A 17,474-nucleotide genomic window follows, 5' to 3' on the forward strand; every position below is an offset into this window, starting at 1 on the left:
AGCTATTGCTATTTATAAGATTAAAAAGAAAGATTCTTTCAATATGCTTTGAATCTAAAAGTTCGAAGCGTTAGGTTAACTAAATTAATCGTGAACCATATCAGAAAGCACCATGAGTGTGTAGGATTTTTAGATGGTTTTATGTAAATAGATATTTGATACTATTAGAAGTCCTATAAAGATTAGGTTTATTATGGTTAGAATTATGGAGTCACGATGTGCTGTATGAGCAACAATGGCCGTTATGAAAAACAAACCAATACCTGCGTATGACCACTCTTTTATTTGTATTGGAATAGATGGTAATAGTAAAATTATTACACCAACAATCTTTAAAATAGCTAATTCGATTCGAAAAAAATCAGGAAATCCCAGCTCTCTAATTCCCTCGATTGTGGATTTATTAAAAAGGTAAGTATAAGAACTTAGTATTAGCATTAAAGATACTAATGATGTTGATGTCCAATATATTATATTCATATTTTTGTTAATTAGTTTGTTTTTATTCTTTTAATCTAATTAAAATCAAAAACTAGACGGCTTTGCAAATCAATTCGTTGTTCGATTTCGTTGGGTTTTAGCTTTTGACTAACGTTTATGTATAAGATTAATTATGTTTATTAAACAACCAACTTACTAAAAATGTAATGAATCAGAGAAAGATCCGCAAGATTTTCTGTATAGGTTAAGTGTTGGGCAATTATTTTTGTACTGCGTTGTCTTTTTGCCGTTTTTAGAGTCTTAATATTCAATCACCTATTTCTAAATTTGAAAACTTTTACATATCCCATGGCTAATTCCGTGAAATCTGCCTGTCCAAGATTTGAATTTATAAAAGCACCTATGTAAAGATTGTTAGTAGTTTTTTTAGCAGTTCCTATAAGGTAATATTTTAGTCCCAATCGAGCAGATATTGTACGTTTAATCTTGAAGTAAGACTCTTCTAAATCCCCAAGTCTAAAATTACCACCGCTTTCAGGGATTGTTCTAGGCACATATCCCCAACCTTGATTAATACGCCAGTCAATTTTATATGCAGGTTTATAAAGGTTTATACCAAACTGTAAGTCTATTCCAAAATGATTTAATAACAATTCGCCATTTGCAGTTATGCCAACATTTAAAGCATTAGCAAATGCATTAGACTTCAAATCTGAAAATTCCCTACCATTTTGTACAAGAGATTCATTATTCGAAATATAATTGTAATACGCCTCATAAAACCTAAAATAAGCACCTACGCCAAGTTTTAATATATTATTATAGATCTTACCATATTCTCCTGAGATAGTATACACACTTTCCTTGTCATCAAAAGCTTCAGAAAGTACATTTAGACCGTAACCTGTACGTATTGAGATATAATTAGATATAGTCCTTTCGGGCGCTTTTACAGGTGTTGAATTTTTAAATGATTTTTTTGAAGTATTTATTTCTGCTCCAAGACTAAATAGAAAAGAATTATAACCTTGGTTTGGCAATTTAGTATGTCCGTTAGAATTATGAGCATAGCCAGTTCCAATTCTCCAATTAATTTGCTTAGATTGTATCATGTTGTAATACATAAACAATCTAAATGACCAAGTGAAGTCTGTAGATACAGCTTTATTAAATTCGTTTGTAATTGGGTGGTGTTTTATAGTAAAATAAGAAATTCCTGTGCCTAAATGAACGCTTATATTTTTAGATTTAAAAGCATTGAATTCTAAAAACGGTTGTATTGTAAAAATCTCTCCTAGTTCAGTTTTGTTACCTAAATTAGTGTATCCTATACTTACACCAGTTTTTGGAATTTTTAAGTATGAAGCCCATGCTTTTGTATGTTTTGTGTGGTGCCAGCCTAAGCTTATAATGGCTTGTTTTTGAAGTCCTCTATCTGGAAAACTGGTATTTGATTCCCCAGTAATACCAATAAGAAGTTCAGGAGTAATACTGAATAAATTAGAGTCATTTTCTTGTCCTGTTGAAATTAAAACGCTTAATAATAATAGAAGGGTAAGCCTGTTTATCATAAAAAAAAATTATAAGAGAGGGGCTTAGGGGTGCAATTTTAACATATTTAGTTATGATTAGAAAGAATTAATGTAAAAAAATCTTTAATATCTGTTTTGTATTGATTCCAGACATGCGAATAATTGTCTTTAAAAAGACTTATTTTTAATTCAGTGCTTTGTCAGCAAGCAGCTGTTCATTTTATATTCAAAAACCCTTTCGCAATTTTATCCACGACTGCATGATGCGTATCCCATTTTTTATAAACCTCTGTCGCCCATTTTTTAATCAACTCCTTGTTTTCAACTTCAGTATTCGATTTTATAAGAATGTCAGTAGTCGTTATGTTTCCTCTATTAAGTGCATTAGGAGGATTTAAATACTCATCTTGCTTATCAACTTTGTACTTATTCAAATACTCACTCAGTTTAGGTGATAAATCATAAGTCCACTTCATATTGTAATTGAAAATCAAGTGGAGTCTGGTAAGGTGAAAGTGGTTATTCCACCTTCCATGGATTTCAGGGTGTTGTAAAGTATGAGCATCTACTATTAGAAATCTATAGATGTGATTTTTAGGTTTAGCAAAATCAATGTCTTGGAATCCAAGATTAAAAATTTCTAAACATTCGTGAATACCCCTTTTCGTATTAGCACTGCAAAATTGGCATATTCCAGTATCAAAAAGAGTTACTCCGTTCTTTATCGCTAAATCAATGTAATCTTGCATTGTCTTTTTCGCTTGTTGCCAACTGGTTACGGGTTAACGTGCGTTAATTTTCGGTTTAGCACAGACTTTAGCAATTCCGAGTGGATTCGGACGCAGTCGAATCCACTCGGAATTGCATTGTTGTTCACCATTTTTATTTACATTATTTTATTAAATTCCAATCAACTAATATGGTTTTAGTTGTCGGATTAAATTCAAATTCCGTAATTTTTTCTTTACATTTTAAGGTTAGATACCCATTTTCAAGTTTGTTGGTATAGAAGTATCCTAATAGTTGTCCCCAACAATATGTCGGTAGACAGCTTTCTTTTTCCAATTCCGAGAGTTGCTCAAATTCCTTTATTGAAATATCTTTTAAATATGGAATTTCAAAATTTCCAATATTTAGTTTTCCGTTACTCAATTCAATATTTTCAATCTCTATTGATAAGTCAGCATATGAGATTACCAAATTGTCATTTTCATTTTCAGATTCAATAGGCAAATAAAATTTTCCGTCAAAGTCTGCTAAAACTTCTTTGTCAGATTCTTTAAATTTAATTTCAGCTCCAGGTAATGATAAAGAATCCATTAATATCTTTCCGCTAACTTGACTAAATGCAATATCTGTCAAGGCAAAAAATATAATTAGTAATATGTAATTTAGTTTTTTCAAATGATACACAACGGTTTATATATGGAACGTAGCGTGCAAAAAAGACACTAACCTTTCGGATTAACACATAGCCGAATTTTTATATTTTGTTTTTAATTTTTCTTTTTTAAAAGCCAAATTTAATAATTTGGCGGACTTCCCAAATATACACAGCCCCTTCGATCTAGCCCAAACTCCGCATTGAATATAGGTGGTGTTATAAAATGTTTAGGTGACAATTTAGATTTTTCATTTAACCTTGGATAGAAACCATTCTCTATTTTCATTTTTATCATAAAAAAGGATTGCTAGTTTTTCCAACAGATCGTAAGAATGGTCTTTTAGATCCTTGGCATTAAGATATTCAACCACGTCTTTCTCTTCATAACCATCAGCTTTCCAGCCCCAAGTGTTATCCTCGTCACCATAACAAACAATACAATCATCTGTTACTTTAAATCCAGCTTTGATAAGTTCAACTTTGATGTCATGACCACATTTCCATAATTCACCACAGAGAATATCATCAGGTAATTCCCATTCCTCAATCAATTCTTCTTTTTTTTCCTTATCTAAATTTGAAAGGCTAATTAATTTAGAATAAGAATCACTGTCATCTTCTTTACTATCAATCAATTCTTCAATGTCAGTTGGAAAAAGATTCTTTGCATATATTTCAAATGATTGCTCATTTAATCCTTTTCTGTCTTTTCCTCCATAGTTCAAAGTTATGTGAGTGACTGCTATACCTCCTTGACATCCTTGTTGCAGTTTAATCCAGCTAATGGGTTCAATTATGTCTCTTTTGTTTTTAATAATTTCTGAAATTGCATCCAGCTTTATTGAATCGCAATACGTATCAAACGAATATTTTTTCATTTCAGCGTTTTTTATGTTTTATAACATAGATATATAGTTAACATTAACTACATATCTATTATATCAACGAATATAATAAATCTTTTATGTTAACCTTAATCTCGATAAGGTCTATCGAAGTTCATTTTCATTTTATTAATTCTGAAGAATCTATCCCTTATAATTTCCTTTTTTTACAAAATCCTCAAAATCTACTTTCAATAATTATCAATCTGATATTTATTCGTAATTACGTATTTAAGTATTTTTAAATTAAGTATAAATACTTAATTTTGTACGTATAAAAATACTTAATTATGAATACACCTAAACAAACAAAGTCTACAAAATTAAATTTATTGAACCTCAAGAATGTATCTATTCGTACATTTTGGATTACGTCTATATCTTTTTTCATGTGCTTCTTTGCCTGGTTTGGTATCGTCCCTTTTATGCCGGATGTTGTTAAAGATTTGGGATTAACTCCAGACCAAAAGTGGAATTCTATCATTTTAGCCGTTTCGGGAACTGTATTTGCTCGTTTACTTATTGGTAAATTATGTGATAAATACGGACCAAGAAAGTGTTATACATGGCTACTGGTTTTAGGGGCTATACCAGTTATTTTATGCGGATTGGTACAAACGCCACTTCAGTTTTTAATATGCAGATTATTTATTGGTTTTATAGGGGCATCATTTGTTATTACACAAGTACACACGTCTTTAATGTTTGCGCCTAATATTGTTGGTACAGCAAATGCCACATCTGCTGGTTGGGGTAATTTAGGAGGAGGTGCCAACCGTTTAGGGATGCCTTTAATAGCTGCGGCAGTTGTAAGCTTTGGAGTCGCAGACGCAGAAGCCTGGAGATATTCTATGGTCGTAGCGGGTATTATATGTTTTTTAATGGGAATTGTATATCATTTCTTTACACAAGATACTCCAGAAGGAAATTTAAGCGAGCTAAGAGCTACTGGTAAAACTATTGAAACTAAAAAAGATCAGGTTGATTTTTTAACGGTGCTGAAAGATTATAGAATCTGGATACTCTTTGTTGTATATGCTGCCAGTTTTGGTATTGAGCTTACGGTTTATGGCACGATGGACGATTATCTTCAAAACACCTTTCAATTAGAAAGGCTTACGGCAGGTAATATTGTTTTGTCGTTTGCTTTAATGAACATATTTGCTCGTACGTTAGGCGGATTTTTTGGTGACAAATTTGGAAAATTAAAAGGACTTAGAGGTCGTGTGCTATTCCTGTCATTCATATTAACACTGCAAGGTGTTATGTTGGTTACATTCTCATCTGCAACCAGTATCGTTATAGGTATTGTATTTTTAATTCTATTTAGCTTATCAGTTCAAATGGCCGAAGGAGCTACATTTTCGGTCGTTCCATTTATAAATAAAAAGGCCATAGGTTCAGTCTCAGGTATAGTTGGTGCTGGTGGAAATGTAGGTGCGTTTTTAGCTGCGATATTGCTTAAATCCAAATCTGCTGTAGCAGAAAAAGCAGCTATAGCAGCAAATCAAGGACTAGGAGAGGATGTTATAAATAGTGCACAAGCTGCAGCATCTTCTGCAGCAGTTTCCCAAGGATATTTAATGATTGGTTGTATCGTAATTATTACTGGTGTAGTGGCATTAACAATCCGATTTTCTAAAGAAGATGAAAAAGTTGCAGATACAGAATTAAAACAATCTTTGGGAACATTAGCATCAGTAAATAGCTAATTTATTGCTGCGATAATTATCATTTTATGAATATCAATATTGATTTTTATGGTATTCAGAATAATTAAAACACAAGTTGCATCGCATGGTTTTATTTTTTTAATTAGTATAAAATGTTATGGTAAATGGTTACAAATGAAGTGAAAACTACCTGTTCTTATTGTGGTGTCGGATGCGGTATTGTAGTTAAGAAAGACATTAATAATAAGGTATTTGTAGAAGGGGATAAGAACCACCCAGTAAATAAGGGTATGCTTTGCTCAAAAGGCATGAATTTACATTATGTGGTTAATGATACATCAGATAGAATTTTGTATCCAGAAATGAGATGGAGCAGATCGCATCCAAGAGAACGCGTAAGTTGGGATGATGCACTAGATAGAGCCAGTAGCGTTTTTAAATCAATTATAAAAAAATACGGCCCCGATAGTGTTGGGTTTTATATGTCTGGGCAGAGCCTTACCGAAGAATATTACATTGCCAATAAACTAACAAAAGGGTTTTTAGGAACCAATAATATAGATACCAACTCACGTTTATGTATGAGTTCTGCTGTTGTTGGGTATAAAAAAACATTTGGAGAGGATAGTGTCCCTATTTCTTATGAAGATATAGAACTGGCAGATTGTTTTTTGATTACAGGCGCAAACCCGGCGTGGTGTCATCCCATTCTTTTTAGGCGTATTGAAAAGCGTAAAGAAGACAACCCAGATGTTAAAATTATTGTTATAGATCCTCGTAAAACAGACTCTGCTAATTTTGCAGATTTACACCTTCAATTACTGCCAGGAACCGATGTTATTCTATATAATGCCATAGGAAGACGTTTATTTGAACGAGGTTTGATAGATGAAAAATTTATTAAAAACCATACGGAAGGTCTAGCTCCTTACAAGGATTTAATCTTTTCAACATCTATAAAACAAGCATCAAAACTTTGTGGCGTATCAGAAAAAGATATTAAAAAAGCGGCAGATATCATTGGACTTTCGAAAGGCTTTATCAGCATGTGGGCCATGGGACTCAATCAAAGTGTTGTGGGAACCGATAAAAATGTATCATTATTAAACTTATCATTGATCACAGGCCAGATAGGTAAGCCTGGTTCTGGACCATTTTCACTTACCGGGCAACCTAATGCAATGGGTGGACGTGAAGTAGGGGGTATGGCCAATTTATTAGCCGTTCATAAAGATTTAATGAATGAAGAACACAGGAGGGAAGTGGCTCAGTTTTGGGGTGTTGATAAAATATCGGAGAAACCAGGGTATTCAGCTACCGAAATGTTTGAAGCACTAGAAAGCGGTAAATTAAAAGCTGTTTGGATTGTTTGTACCAATCCATTAGTGAGTATGCCAAACACGCATCAAATTGAACGTGCTATGAAAAAGGCAAAGTTCGTTGTTGTTCAAGATATCTCCCATAAATCTGATACTGTAGACTATGCCGATTTAGTATTACCAGCAGCAGGCTGGTTGGAGAAGGAAGGAACTATGACGAATTCTGAAAGACGTATTTCGTACTTACCAAAAGAAATTGATGCCCCAGGAGAAGCAAGACCAGATGTTGAAATTTTTTGTGATTTTGCACAGCGTATGGGATTCAGAGGCTTTAATTATGGCAATGCCAGTGAGATTTACGATGAGTATGCATCCATGACTAAAGGAACCAATATTGATGTATCGTTTCTAAACTATGATAGATTAAAAAATGAAGGCACTTTTCAGTGGCCAGTACCAGAATATAGACACGAGGGAACACCAAGACTTTTTGAAGATAAAAAGTTTTATACTCCGTCTCAAAAAGCGCAATTTAACTTACCGAGTACTATTAAGAATACGTCGGTTCAGCCTAGTGAAGACTTTCCATTAATTTTAACTACGGGACGTGTTAGAGATCAATGGCATACAATGACTAAAACAGGAAAAGTGTCCAGGTTAAAAACACATTACCCAACACCTGTTTTAGAAATAAATCCAGTTGATGCTTATTTGTGCAAGTTGAAAGATAGCGGTATTGCTGAAATTAGAAGTGAAAATGGGGTTGTTAGAGTACGAGCTAAAATAACCGATACTATAAAGAAGGGGGTTGTGTTTTTACCAATGCATTGGGGAAAACAGCTTCAAAGTGATTTAAATAGAACGAATAACTTAACGAATACACATGTAGACCCGGTATCCAAAGAACCAGATTTTAAGTTTACTTGCGTATCCGTTTCAAAATATGAAAAACCTGTTGAAAAAATTATCATTGTAGGTGCTGGTGCTGCGGCGTTTAGGTTCGTGCAAAATTATCGTGAGTCTAACGAAGTAGACGAAATTCATGTATTTTCAAAAGAGCCTAATTTGTTCTACAACAGAGTGTTGCTTCCTGAGTATGTAACTGAAGAACTAACTTGGGAACAACTTCTTAAAATTAAAAAATTAGAGTTAAACAAGTTAAATATTCAAGTACATCCAGAAACATCTATTTCAAACATAGATAAAGAAAATAAGGTTGTAACAGATAGTCATAACGAAAAACATACGTTTGATAAATTGATTTTAGCAACGGGTAGTCGTGCCTTTATTCCCAAGGATGTACAAATAGATTTGCCAGGGCGTTTTACCATGCGTAATAAAATGGATGCAGATAAGTTTAAAGCATATTTAGATGCTACAAATTTACCTCCTGAAGACCAACACGTTGTTATTGTTGGAGGCGGTTTGTTAGGTCTAGAGTTAGCTGCAGCTATGAAGCATAAGAATGCTAAAATTACTATTGTACAGCGTGCTTCTCGCTTAATGGAACGCCAGTTAGATAAAGTATCCAGTAAACTATTGGCATTAGATGTTCAAGAACGTGGCATACAAATTTATTTTGATAACGAAGTAAGCACCGTATTTGATGATGAAGATACAGGTGAATTGAACATTACTCTAAAAAGCGGAAAACTCATTACGGCCAATGCCATTGTATATGCTATTGGTACCATTCCTAATGTTGAAATAGCGAGAGAAAATGGTATTGATTGTAGTAGAGGCGTCAAAGTGAATCAGCATTTACAATCGTCAGATCCCGACATATTTGCTATTGGAGAAATAGCAGAGTTTAACAATCAGTTATTTGGAATTACATCAGCAGCAGAAGAGCAAGCAGCTATACTAGCAAATTTTATTGCGGGAGACATTAGCTGTTCTTATAATGGTTCGGTACTAATGAATATTTTGAAATTTAATGATTTAAACCTTTGTAGTATAGGAGACATTATTGTACCAGATAATGATGATAGTTACGAAGAGATCATTTTTACAGATATTAAAAAGCGTTATTACAAAAAATGTATTGTCAAAGATGATTTGCTTATTGGAGCTGTTTTAATGGGTGATAAAAATGAATTTGCCGAATTTAAAACCATGATTGAAAGCAAGATTGAAATGGCAGACAAACGAAATACCTTGCTTCGTGGTTCGTCAAATGACACACCGGTATTAGGGAAATTGGTATGTTCTTGTAGTCAAGTTGGTGAAGGTAATATAGAAGAAGCTATAGCAAAAGGTTGCACTAATTTTACAGAATTATGTAATAAAACAGGAGCAGGTTTAGGCTGTGGAAGTTGTAAAACCGAGGTTAGGGAAATACTTCATAATTCAAAAGTATTAGCATGATGAACGAACCATATAGATTAAGAATTAATGGAGGTGTGGTATCTCCTGGCGAATTAAAATATATATGTGAAGCCGCAGAAGGTTTAGGCTTAGATGCTATTTCTTTTGGCTCTCGTCAAGACATTATATTTCCAGAGAAAATTGATAAAAGTAAGTTTGGTAAATTTGACAAAATTCAATTTATTAAACCAAAAAAAGATGGTATAGAAAACATTGTATCTTCTTATGTATCGGCAGATATATTGTCAAGTACTTCATGGCTTACTAGTGATAGGTATTTATATGTTATAGAACAATTTAAGCATAAATTAAGCTTAAGAGTTAATGTAACAGACCCAAAACAACGTTTGGTGCCGTTGTTTACTGGGAATATTAATTTTATAGCTTCAGAGCACGAGGATTATTGGTATTTGTATGTAAGGCTTCCTGGTTGGAGGAAAACACAAATGTATCCTGCACTTATCTATAGTTGGGATATGGATAAAATTGAACTGGCTATTGAAAACATTTTGCAGGAAGAACCTGAAACTATTGAAACACTTTTTGAATTAGTAAGCGATGCGATAGATACTAATAATAGAACGGTTGATAAACCCTTGGAGGTCCCTTTTTACCCGTTTCCATATTATGAGGGAATGAATCGTATTGGCACAGATGGTTATTGGCTGGGATTATATTGGAGAAATAACAGATATGACTTAGCTTTTTTAAAAGCCATGTGTGACTTATGTTCTGAAAATAAGATTGGTAAAATTTCGATCACTCCATGGAAATCTTTTATCGTTAAAGGAATTCCATCAAAGTCTAAACTGCAATGGGAAAAGCTTTTGGGTAAATTTGGTATCAATGTGCGTCATTCCATGTTAGAGATGAATTGGCACGTTCCAGTCAATAATAAAGATGCTTTAAGTTTAAAAAAATACCTTGTTACTAATTTTGATCAGAATGATATCAGTACGTATGGGTTAACTTTTGGTATTACGAGTCATGAAAGTGATACTTATAATTTCACCTCTATAGTTATCGAGAAAAATAAACAACCAGAAGCTATTGGAGATTTTAAAATAAGAGATACCTATAATTTATTGTATGCAAAGAAATTCGATCCAAATACACTGGAATACATCATGCATGTTCAAGATGTCGATAAGGTAGAATTACCAGGGCTTTTAATGGAATTAAGTCAGTTATATTTTGAGCAATTAGGAACTGAAGATGATGATGAAAAAACCGTTGAAATAGCTTCAGAGACATCTGAAGAAGAAGTATATCAATGTAAAGATTGTTTAACTGTTTATAATGAGGTCTATGGAGACATGACTCAAAATATAGCTAAAAACACAACGTTTGATAGTCTTCCTGAAACTTATGAATGTTCTCTTTGTGAAGCCCCAAAGAGTCATTTTGAAAAGAAAGTATTAGTAAAGTAGGGAGTGAAGTATAATTTAGAGAAGCTTACACTCTTGGTTTGTCTATTCCTCTGTCGTACATCACAATACTTCCAGCTACAGATACATTCAAGCTTAATTGAGATTTGAATTTCACCAAAAAATGACTTTTTTCTATAGCTTGATTAGATAACCCATGGTCTTCTGCTCCTAATAAATAAACACAGCGTCTTGGATGATGAAAGGTTTCTAAATCTTCTGCTTCATCTGTTAATTCTACACCGACTATACGAGCGCCTTTTGGTAAGTTTTTTAAAAAATCGTCAAAATTTTCATAATGAAAATAAGGCATTGATTTTACTGCATTATGTGTGTCACAAGCTTGTTTTGCATATCTATTCCCAATAGTAAAAATAAAACTTGCTCCAAGATTTTGTGCAGATCTCCAAAGCACACCAAGATTTTTAGGGGTTTTTCCGTTTTGTATACCTATACCAAAGAATTCATTTTCGAAGTTATTTATCATAATTTCAAAAATAAGTATTCTCAGGTTTCTACTAAAAAATTAAGGTTCTAATTTACTTCAAATAAAAGTTATAATCTTATTATTATATACTCAAGATACATTCTTTAATGCTACAATAAATATTATTTTATGTAAGTTTATTAGTGTTAAAATTACATTTAATCGAATAAATTTGACTTTTAAAGATGTTTATTGTTATATTCGTAATGCTAACCTACACGAGAATAATTATGAAACAGTCTTGCCTTATGATAAAAAGACACTACTTTTTATCGTTTTTGTTTATTCAATTTTCTTTAATACTTGTACACTCACAATCAATTACTGTGAGTGATAATACTCCATATGAAAGTCCAACATATACCTTTAGTTATATCACAACTGAAGCAATTGGTGCTGGGAGTAATACACCAAATATATTTTATATGACATTACCAGATGGGTTTCCATCAATTACTAACACTATAGATTATCCAAGTTTATTAGATTCTAACATTGTATTAAAAGTAAATGGAAGTGAAAGGGTTATAGATGCTACTACCTTTGGACCAATAGGTGGATCGTGGGCAAATGGAATTCAAATGTCTACCTTAGGCGGATCACCAGGATTAACAATACCAGCAGGATCATCTATTGAAATTATAGTTACAGGAATTATTATAAATCCTACTGCTGGAGATTACACATTTAAATGGAGAACGGCAGAGGCAAATGGAGTTGCGACAGAATGGCACTCAGCTGATTTGAATTTTGATATTTTATCTCCTAATAAATATGTTGAATCGAGTTTAAAAGTTGGATTATACCCTAATCCATCTAAAGGAATAACAAATATTAGTGTTTCTAATGATTCCAAAATTGAAATCACTGACTTACATGGAAAACGTATTTTAGAAAAAGAAATAGATACAGGTGTGTCTCAATTAGTTTTATCGGACTTTAAAATTGGTACTTATATATTAAAAGTAGAAGGGAGCAACCATAGTATAGCTTATAAAAAATTAGTTAAAAAATAGTGAAAAAGAAGAAACCTTAAAATGAAGTCTAAAAGCTAAAATATCATTTATTTTAGCTTTTTTTATTATTAAATTTTTAAAAGCAATAAATGATTTAAGAGACTTCATGTATTTAAAAACCATTCGTCGACACTTAATTTCCATTCAACTATACTTAATTTCCATTTAACGAGGCATACTGTAACGTATATCTTATTACATTATTTTTATATGGAATTAAATTTATTATGATGAAAAATAATTTAAAAATTCTCCTTATAGAGGACGATATGATAGAAATCATGAAGCTAAACAGAGTTGTAAAATCTCTGGATCTTAAGCACGATATAGTAGAAGCCCATAATGGAGAAGAGGCTTTGAAAATTTTAGAAAAAAAATACGAATTACCTCACATAATTTTATTAGATTTAAACATGCCAAAAATTAATGGTCTGGAATTTTTGTCCATTTTGAAAAAGGACGAAGACTTAAGACATATTCCTGCTATTATATTAACAACCTCTAATAATCAAAAAGATTTATTAGAATGTTATAAGTTAGGTATTGCTGGTTATGTTTTAAAACCTTTAAAGTACGAGGATTATGTTACTAAAATAGAGAACTTGCTAGCGTATTGGAGTATCAATGAACTAATAAAACTAAGGTAAGGCGCTAACAATAGTAAATTATTGACATATAAGCCATTCATAAAAAGGATGCATAAAACTCTTATTTATAGAAAGGTTTAATTTAAGAAACGTGCTAGTAGCATGTATTCTTAGTTTTTAATTAACGAATTGTTTTAATTACAAAAAAATTAATGTATGAAAGGTATTGTATTTACAGAGTTTTTAGATCTTGTTGAAGAAAAATTTGGTTTGGAAGTAGTCGATAAGATCATATCGCAATCAGAATTAGAATCCGAAGGCGCTTATACAGCAGTCGGAACTTATAAATTCTCAGAAATGCTACAATTACTTCAGCACTTAAGTACTCATACAAATATTGAAATAGATGATTTGTTATTAGTTTACGCAGAACATTTTTTTGATGTTTTAAAACAAAGTTATCCAGGGCTTTTAGCAACGTATAAAGATCCTATAGAGATGTTGGCGTCCATTGAAAATCATATTCATGTGGAAGTCAGGAAAATTTATCCTGATGCAGAACTGCCTACTTTTGAAGTTCTTGAAAAAACAAGTAATTCACTTGTAATGATTTATAAATCAAGCAGGTCGATGCATCATTTTGGACTGGGATTAATGAACAAAACGTTCGAACATTTCAATTCTACTGCGACTATTGAGTTAGAGAAAATAAAAGAGGATGGAACAGAGGTTAAGTTTTTAATTAATAAAAATTAATGAGTCAAGATCAAATTGACATGTTGAAACGTGCGCTAGCACGCGAAAAAGTTGCCAGAAAACAGGCAGAAAAAATCCTTGAAGATAAAGCAGGCGAATTATACGAAGCTAAGCAAAAATTAGAAAAATCTTATTCGGAGTTAGAAGCATTGTTGGATAAAACAGATTCTCAGTTACAAGGTGTTTTTGAAAATATTGTTGATGCTTATGTTATTATAGACCTTAAGGGCTATATTCTAAAAATGAATGATGCAGCTGTAGATATGTTAGGGTTTGATAATGCTAAGGAAAATTTCAACCTTATAAAGATGGCAGCACCAGAAGAGACTAAACGTGTTACAGATTCATTTAAATTGTTATTAAAAAATGGTGCCATTACAGATTTTTTTCTAAATATTATAACCAGAAAAAAAGAATCTAAATTGGTTCATATTAATGCGAGTGTTATTTACGATAAAGGAGTTCCAGTAGCGGCACAAGGTATTGTTAGAGATATAACCATAGCCAAACAAAATGAGGAAGAATTAATTGAATCAGAAAATAGATTATCAACACTTATTCTTAATTTAGATAGTGGTGTTTTACTTGAAGATGAAAACAGAAAAATAGTACTCACAAACAAAAAGTTTTGTGAATTATTCAGTATTCCAATATCTCCAGAATTAATGATAGGACAGGATTGTTTAAATGCAGCAGAACAAAGCAAAAATTTATTTGTAGATAAAGAAAAATTTATATCAAAAATTAATAGCATTCTAGTTGATAGAGTAACTGTTTTAGGAGATGAGCTTAAAATGTTAGATGGTAAAATTTTAGAACGCGACTATATTCCTATTTTTAAAAATAATCAATATAAGGGACATCTATGGAGTTATAGAGATGTTACTTTAAAAAGAAATTATAGTCAAAGTTTAGAGGCTCAAAAACAAAAGTATAGTAACATTATAGCCAATATGAATTTAGGCTTGGTTGAGGCTGATAATGATGGTAAGATATTAATGATAAATCAGAGCTTTTCTGAAATGTCTGGATATTCAGAAGAAGAAATCATAGGAAAAACAGGTAAAGAACTATTTTTAACAGAAGAAAATGCTGAGGTTATAGAAACTAAAGATGTAAAACGTCGTAAAGGCGAATCACATTCTTACGAAATAAAAGTTAAAAATAAATCAAATGAAGATAGACATTGGCTAATAAGTGGAGCTCCCAATTATAATTTAAATGGAGAATTAGTAGGTTCTATAGGTGTTCATTTAGATATCACTGAGATAAAAAAATTAGAACTCCAGAAAGAAAAATTGTTAGCAAAACTGGAAAAGAGTAATGATGAATTACAAGAATACGCACACATAGTATCTCACGATTTAAAGTCACCATTACGAAGTATAGACGCTTTGGTTAATTGGATAAAAGAAGATAACAAAGGTAAATTAGATGCTGTGAGTATTCAGAACTTCGAACTCATAGAAACGACATTAGAAAAGATGGAACAACTTATTTCTGATATTTTGTTGTATTCCAGTATAGGTTCTGAGGTTCCTGAAAAAGAACCCGTAGATTTAAATGACGTAGTTAGTGAACTAAAAACAATACTGTTTGTACCAGAACACATTTCTGTAAATGTACTTAACAAATTACCAGTAGTAAAAGGAGACAAAACGAAGCTCAAGCAGCTATTTCAAAACTTAATAAGCAATGGGGTTAAGTTTAATGATAAAGAACAGGGTATTATTGAAATAGATGTATTAGAACAAAAATCGTTTTATCAATTTTCAATAAAAGATAATGGTGTAGGTATTAAAAAGGAATATCATGACAAGATTTTTAAAATATTCCATTCCCTAAATACGAGTAAAGAGTCAACAGGAATTGGACTCTCTATAGTCAAAAAAATTATTGACTTATATAAAGGTGAAATCTGGATTGATTCTGAAGTAGGGAAAGGCACAACATTTTATTTTACACTCAAAAAGAAATGATAGAACAACCTAATTTATCATACATAAATACGCTTTCAGGCGGAGATGAGGCTTTTAAAGCTAAGATGATTACTATTATTAAAAATGAATTTCCAATTGAAAAAGAAATCTACTATAAAAACATTGAAGCTGAAAACTTTAAAGAATCAGCAGAAAATGTACACAAAATTAAACATAAAATTAGTATTTTAGGACTTGAAAAAAGTTATAAGGTAGCTGACGATTTTGAAAATAATTTAAAAGAGGGCAGTATAATTGGTAAAGAAGAGTTTGATGCCATTTTACAACTTATTACAGACTTTTTAAAGACACTATAATTACTTCTTATGAATTGTATTATTATTGATGATGAAGCTACGGCCAGAGCTATTATCTCTCAGCTTTGCACAAATATTCCAAGTTTAAACATTCTTGAAGAATTTCCTAATGCGATTCAAGCCATTAAGTTTTTAAATCAAAATCATGTAGATCTTATCTTTTTAGATATACACATGCCAGACTTTACGGGGTTTGATTTTATTCAAACCTTAAAGAATCCTCCTAAAATAATTTTGACGACTTCGGATGCTAATTTTGCGATTGAAGCTTTTGAATACGATTGTATTGTAGATTATTTGGTAAAACCCATAGCCTTACCACGTTTTGAGAAAGCCATACAAAAAGCTGAAGCGACAGCGTCTGATACAATTAAAAGTAATGAACCTACTACTGCTTTAGAAACAGCTTCGGGTAATGATTTGTATATAAATATAGACAGACGTTTAATAAAACTAGATATTCCTAGTATTTACCTTATTGAAGCTAAAGGTGATTATATCAATGTGAAAACAGAGGACAAAAATTACACAGTGCATTCTACCTTAAAAAAGATTGAAGAAAAATTACCAGATTCATTATTCCTTAAAGTACATCGTTCTTACATCATCAATATTAAAAAAATCATAGATATTGAAGATAATAGTGTACTAATTAAAAAGGATGTGATTCCTGTTAGTCGCTCAAACAGACCGGAACTGATGAAGCGTTTGAATTTGTTGTAAGCTTTAAAATTATACGTAGTCAATTTCGACAGAGTGAAGGATGAGCGACGAGAAATCACATTGAGTAATTTAAGATATTAATAATCAAATATCAGCGACGAGAAATCACATAACAGTTAGCCATATTATGTGATATCTCAATCGTACCTCATTTCGACATGACTCCAAGACATGATTTTGTACTCTGAGTCATTTCGACGTTAGGAGAAATCACATCATCATAAAGTTTTGAAATAGCTAAAATATTATAATTAGTCATGCTGCATAAATACTTAGTTTATATAACTACCAATAAGTATCGAACCACTTTGTATATTGGTTTTACTAATAACATCCAAAACAGGTTATCTCAACACTATTTTGATAGTCAAAATGCTAAGAAGTCATTTGCGGGCAAATATGGCTGTATTTATCTAGTATACTATGAAACTTTTGAATATCCTAAGCTTGGCATAGCCAGAGAAAAAGAATTAAAAAAATGGAGACGTGAAAAGAAAAATAAATTAGTATCAGATTTTAATCCAAAATGGGAGAATTTGAATAATCAAATATTTTAATACTTTTGGTTATATGTTGCTTCAG

The 17,474-nt window shown here is 31.8% G+C and carries 16 protein-coding genes; 10 read left to right on the forward strand and 6 right to left on the reverse strand.

The window, feature by feature from the left end:
- Window positions 1–129 precede the first annotated feature (129 nt).
- From Q4Q39_RS04495 to Q4Q39_RS04515, 5 genes are all read right to left on the reverse strand, one after another.
- Complete coding sequence (locus Q4Q39_RS04495) at window positions 130–480, reverse strand: DoxX family protein (protein ID WP_303281177.1); 351 nt, start codon at window positions 478–480, stop codon at window positions 130–132.
- Between the two features lie 272 nt (window positions 481–752).
- Window positions 753–2,012: an acyloxyacyl hydrolase gene (locus tag Q4Q39_RS04500; protein WP_303281178.1), complete on the reverse strand. Its 1,260-nt coding sequence runs from the start codon at window positions 2,010–2,012 to the stop codon at window positions 753–755.
- 176 nt (window positions 2,013–2,188) lie between these two features.
- Window positions 2,189–2,722 (reverse strand): DUF5946 family protein, encoded by a 534-nt coding sequence (locus tag Q4Q39_RS04505; protein ID WP_303281179.1) that lies wholly within the window; start codon window positions 2,720–2,722, stop codon window positions 2,189–2,191.
- Window positions 2,723–2,864: 142 nt separating this feature from the next.
- On the reverse strand, window positions 2,865–3,335 hold the full coding sequence (locus Q4Q39_RS04510) for a hypothetical protein (RefSeq protein ID WP_303281181.1): 471 nt from the start codon (window positions 3,333–3,335) through the stop codon (window positions 2,865–2,867).
- Window positions 3,336–3,605: 270 nt separating this feature from the next.
- Complete coding sequence (locus Q4Q39_RS04515) at window positions 3,606–4,235, reverse strand: hypothetical protein (protein WP_303281182.1); 630 nt, start codon at window positions 4,233–4,235, stop codon at window positions 3,606–3,608.
- A gap of 296 nt (window positions 4,236–4,531) precedes the next feature.
- On the opposite strand from Q4Q39_RS04515, the gene Q4Q39_RS04520 reads away from it, so the two are divergent.
- From Q4Q39_RS04520 to Q4Q39_RS04530, 3 genes are all read left to right on the forward strand, one after another.
- Entirely contained in the window at window positions 4,532–5,953 is a 1,422-nt protein-coding gene (locus tag Q4Q39_RS04520; RefSeq protein WP_303281183.1) for an MFS transporter, read from the forward strand.
- 125 nt (window positions 5,954–6,078) lie between these two features.
- A complete protein-coding gene (locus tag Q4Q39_RS04525; RefSeq protein ID WP_303281184.1) occupies window positions 6,079–9,600 on the forward strand; it encodes a nitrate reductase in 3,522 nt (1,173 codons plus the stop codon).
- A complete protein-coding gene (locus Q4Q39_RS04530) occupies window positions 9,597–11,030 on the forward strand; it encodes a rubredoxin domain-containing protein (protein WP_303281186.1) in 1,434 nt (477 codons plus the stop codon). The genes Q4Q39_RS04525 and Q4Q39_RS04530 overlap by 4 nt, the downstream gene beginning before the upstream one ends.
- A 25-nt stretch (window positions 11,031–11,055) precedes the next feature.
- On the opposite strand, the gene Q4Q39_RS04535 is transcribed toward Q4Q39_RS04530, so the two are convergent.
- Window positions 11,056–11,514, reverse strand: a complete 459-nt coding sequence (locus tag Q4Q39_RS04535) for an RNA methyltransferase (RefSeq protein WP_303281188.1) — start codon at window positions 11,512–11,514, stop codon at window positions 11,056–11,058.
- A gap of 326 nt (window positions 11,515–11,840) precedes the next feature.
- Here Q4Q39_RS04535 and Q4Q39_RS04540 point away from each other — a divergent pair, with 326 nt between their 5' ends.
- The 7 genes from Q4Q39_RS04540 to Q4Q39_RS04570 all read left to right on the forward strand — a co-directional run bounded on the left by Q4Q39_RS04540 (window position 11,841) and on the right by Q4Q39_RS04570 (window position 17,449).
- Window positions 11,841–12,530: a T9SS type A sorting domain-containing protein gene (locus Q4Q39_RS04540; protein WP_303281190.1), complete on the forward strand. Its 690-nt coding sequence runs from the start codon at window positions 11,841–11,843 to the stop codon at window positions 12,528–12,530.
- A 230-nt stretch (window positions 12,531–12,760) separates the two neighbouring features.
- Window positions 12,761–13,177, forward strand: coding sequence for a response regulator (locus Q4Q39_RS04545; RefSeq protein ID WP_303281310.1), 417 nt, complete (start codon window positions 12,761–12,763; stop codon window positions 13,175–13,177).
- A gap of 156 nt (window positions 13,178–13,333) precedes the next feature.
- Complete coding sequence (locus tag Q4Q39_RS04550) at window positions 13,334–13,873, forward strand: heme NO-binding domain-containing protein (protein WP_303281191.1); 540 nt, start codon at window positions 13,334–13,336, stop codon at window positions 13,871–13,873.
- A complete protein-coding gene (locus tag Q4Q39_RS04555) occupies window positions 13,873–15,852 on the forward strand; it encodes a PAS domain-containing sensor histidine kinase (RefSeq protein ID WP_303281192.1) in 1,980 nt (659 codons plus the stop codon). Before Q4Q39_RS04550 ends, Q4Q39_RS04555 begins: the two co-directional genes overlap by 1 nt.
- Complete coding sequence (locus tag Q4Q39_RS04560) at window positions 15,849–16,169, forward strand: Hpt domain-containing protein (protein ID WP_303281193.1); 321 nt, start codon at window positions 15,849–15,851, stop codon at window positions 16,167–16,169. Before Q4Q39_RS04555 ends, Q4Q39_RS04560 begins: the two co-directional genes overlap by 4 nt.
- Before the next feature lie 9 nt (window positions 16,170–16,178).
- Window positions 16,179–16,892, forward strand: a complete 714-nt coding sequence (locus tag Q4Q39_RS04565) for a LytR/AlgR family response regulator transcription factor (protein WP_303281194.1) — start codon at window positions 16,179–16,181, stop codon at window positions 16,890–16,892.
- Window positions 16,893–17,149: 257 nt separating this feature from the next.
- Window positions 17,150–17,449 carry a GIY-YIG nuclease family protein gene (locus tag Q4Q39_RS04570; RefSeq protein ID WP_303281195.1) on the forward strand — a complete coding sequence of 100 codons (300 nt, stop codon included), beginning with the start codon at window positions 17,150–17,152 and terminating at the stop codon, window positions 17,447–17,449.
- Window positions 17,450–17,474 lie beyond the last annotated feature (25 nt).

This window comes from Flavivirga amylovorans (assembly GCF_030540875.1).
Classification (GTDB): domain Bacteria; phylum Bacteroidota; class Bacteroidia; order Flavobacteriales; family Flavobacteriaceae; genus Flavivirga; species Flavivirga amylovorans.

Excerpts from the sequence above, each read along its gene's own strand:
- Q4Q39_RS04495 (WP_303281177.1), bottom strand. The coding sequence starts at position 480 with ATGAATATAATATATTGGACATCAACATCATTAGTATCTTTAATGCTA.
- Q4Q39_RS04500 (WP_303281178.1), bottom strand. The coding sequence starts at position 2,012 with ATGATAAACAGGCTTACCCTTCTATTATTATTAAGCGTTTTAATTTCA.
- Q4Q39_RS04505 (WP_303281179.1), bottom strand. The coding sequence starts at position 2,722 with ATGCAAGATTACATTGATTTAGCGATAAAGAACGGAGTAACTCTTTTT.
- Q4Q39_RS04515 (WP_303281182.1), bottom strand. The coding sequence starts at position 4,235 with ATGAAAAAATATTCGTTTGATACGTATTGCGATTCAATAAAGCTGGAT.
- Q4Q39_RS04520 (WP_303281183.1), top strand. The coding sequence starts at position 4,532 with ATGAATACACCTAAACAAACAAAGTCTACAAAATTAAATTTATTGAAC.
- Q4Q39_RS04525 (WP_303281184.1), top strand. The coding sequence starts at position 6,079 with ATGGTTACAAATGAAGTGAAAACTACCTGTTCTTATTGTGGTGTCGGA.
- Q4Q39_RS04530 (WP_303281186.1), top strand. The coding sequence starts at position 9,597 with ATGATGAACGAACCATATAGATTAAGAATTAATGGAGGTGTGGTATCT.
- Q4Q39_RS04535 (WP_303281188.1), bottom strand. The coding sequence starts at position 11,514 with ATGATAAATAACTTCGAAAATGAATTCTTTGGTATAGGTATACAAAAC.
- Q4Q39_RS04545 (WP_303281310.1), top strand. The coding sequence starts at position 12,761 with ATGAAAAATAATTTAAAAATTCTCCTTATAGAGGACGATATGATAGAA.
- Q4Q39_RS04550 (WP_303281191.1), top strand. The coding sequence starts at position 13,334 with ATGAAAGGTATTGTATTTACAGAGTTTTTAGATCTTGTTGAAGAAAAA.
- Q4Q39_RS04555 (WP_303281192.1), top strand. The coding sequence starts at position 13,873 with ATGAGTCAAGATCAAATTGACATGTTGAAACGTGCGCTAGCACGCGAA.
- Q4Q39_RS04560 (WP_303281193.1), top strand. The coding sequence starts at position 15,849 with ATGATAGAACAACCTAATTTATCATACATAAATACGCTTTCAGGCGGA.
- Q4Q39_RS04565 (WP_303281194.1), top strand. The coding sequence starts at position 16,179 with ATGAATTGTATTATTATTGATGATGAAGCTACGGCCAGAGCTATTATC.
- Q4Q39_RS04570 (WP_303281195.1), top strand. The coding sequence starts at position 17,150 with ATGCTGCATAAATACTTAGTTTATATAACTACCAATAAGTATCGAACC.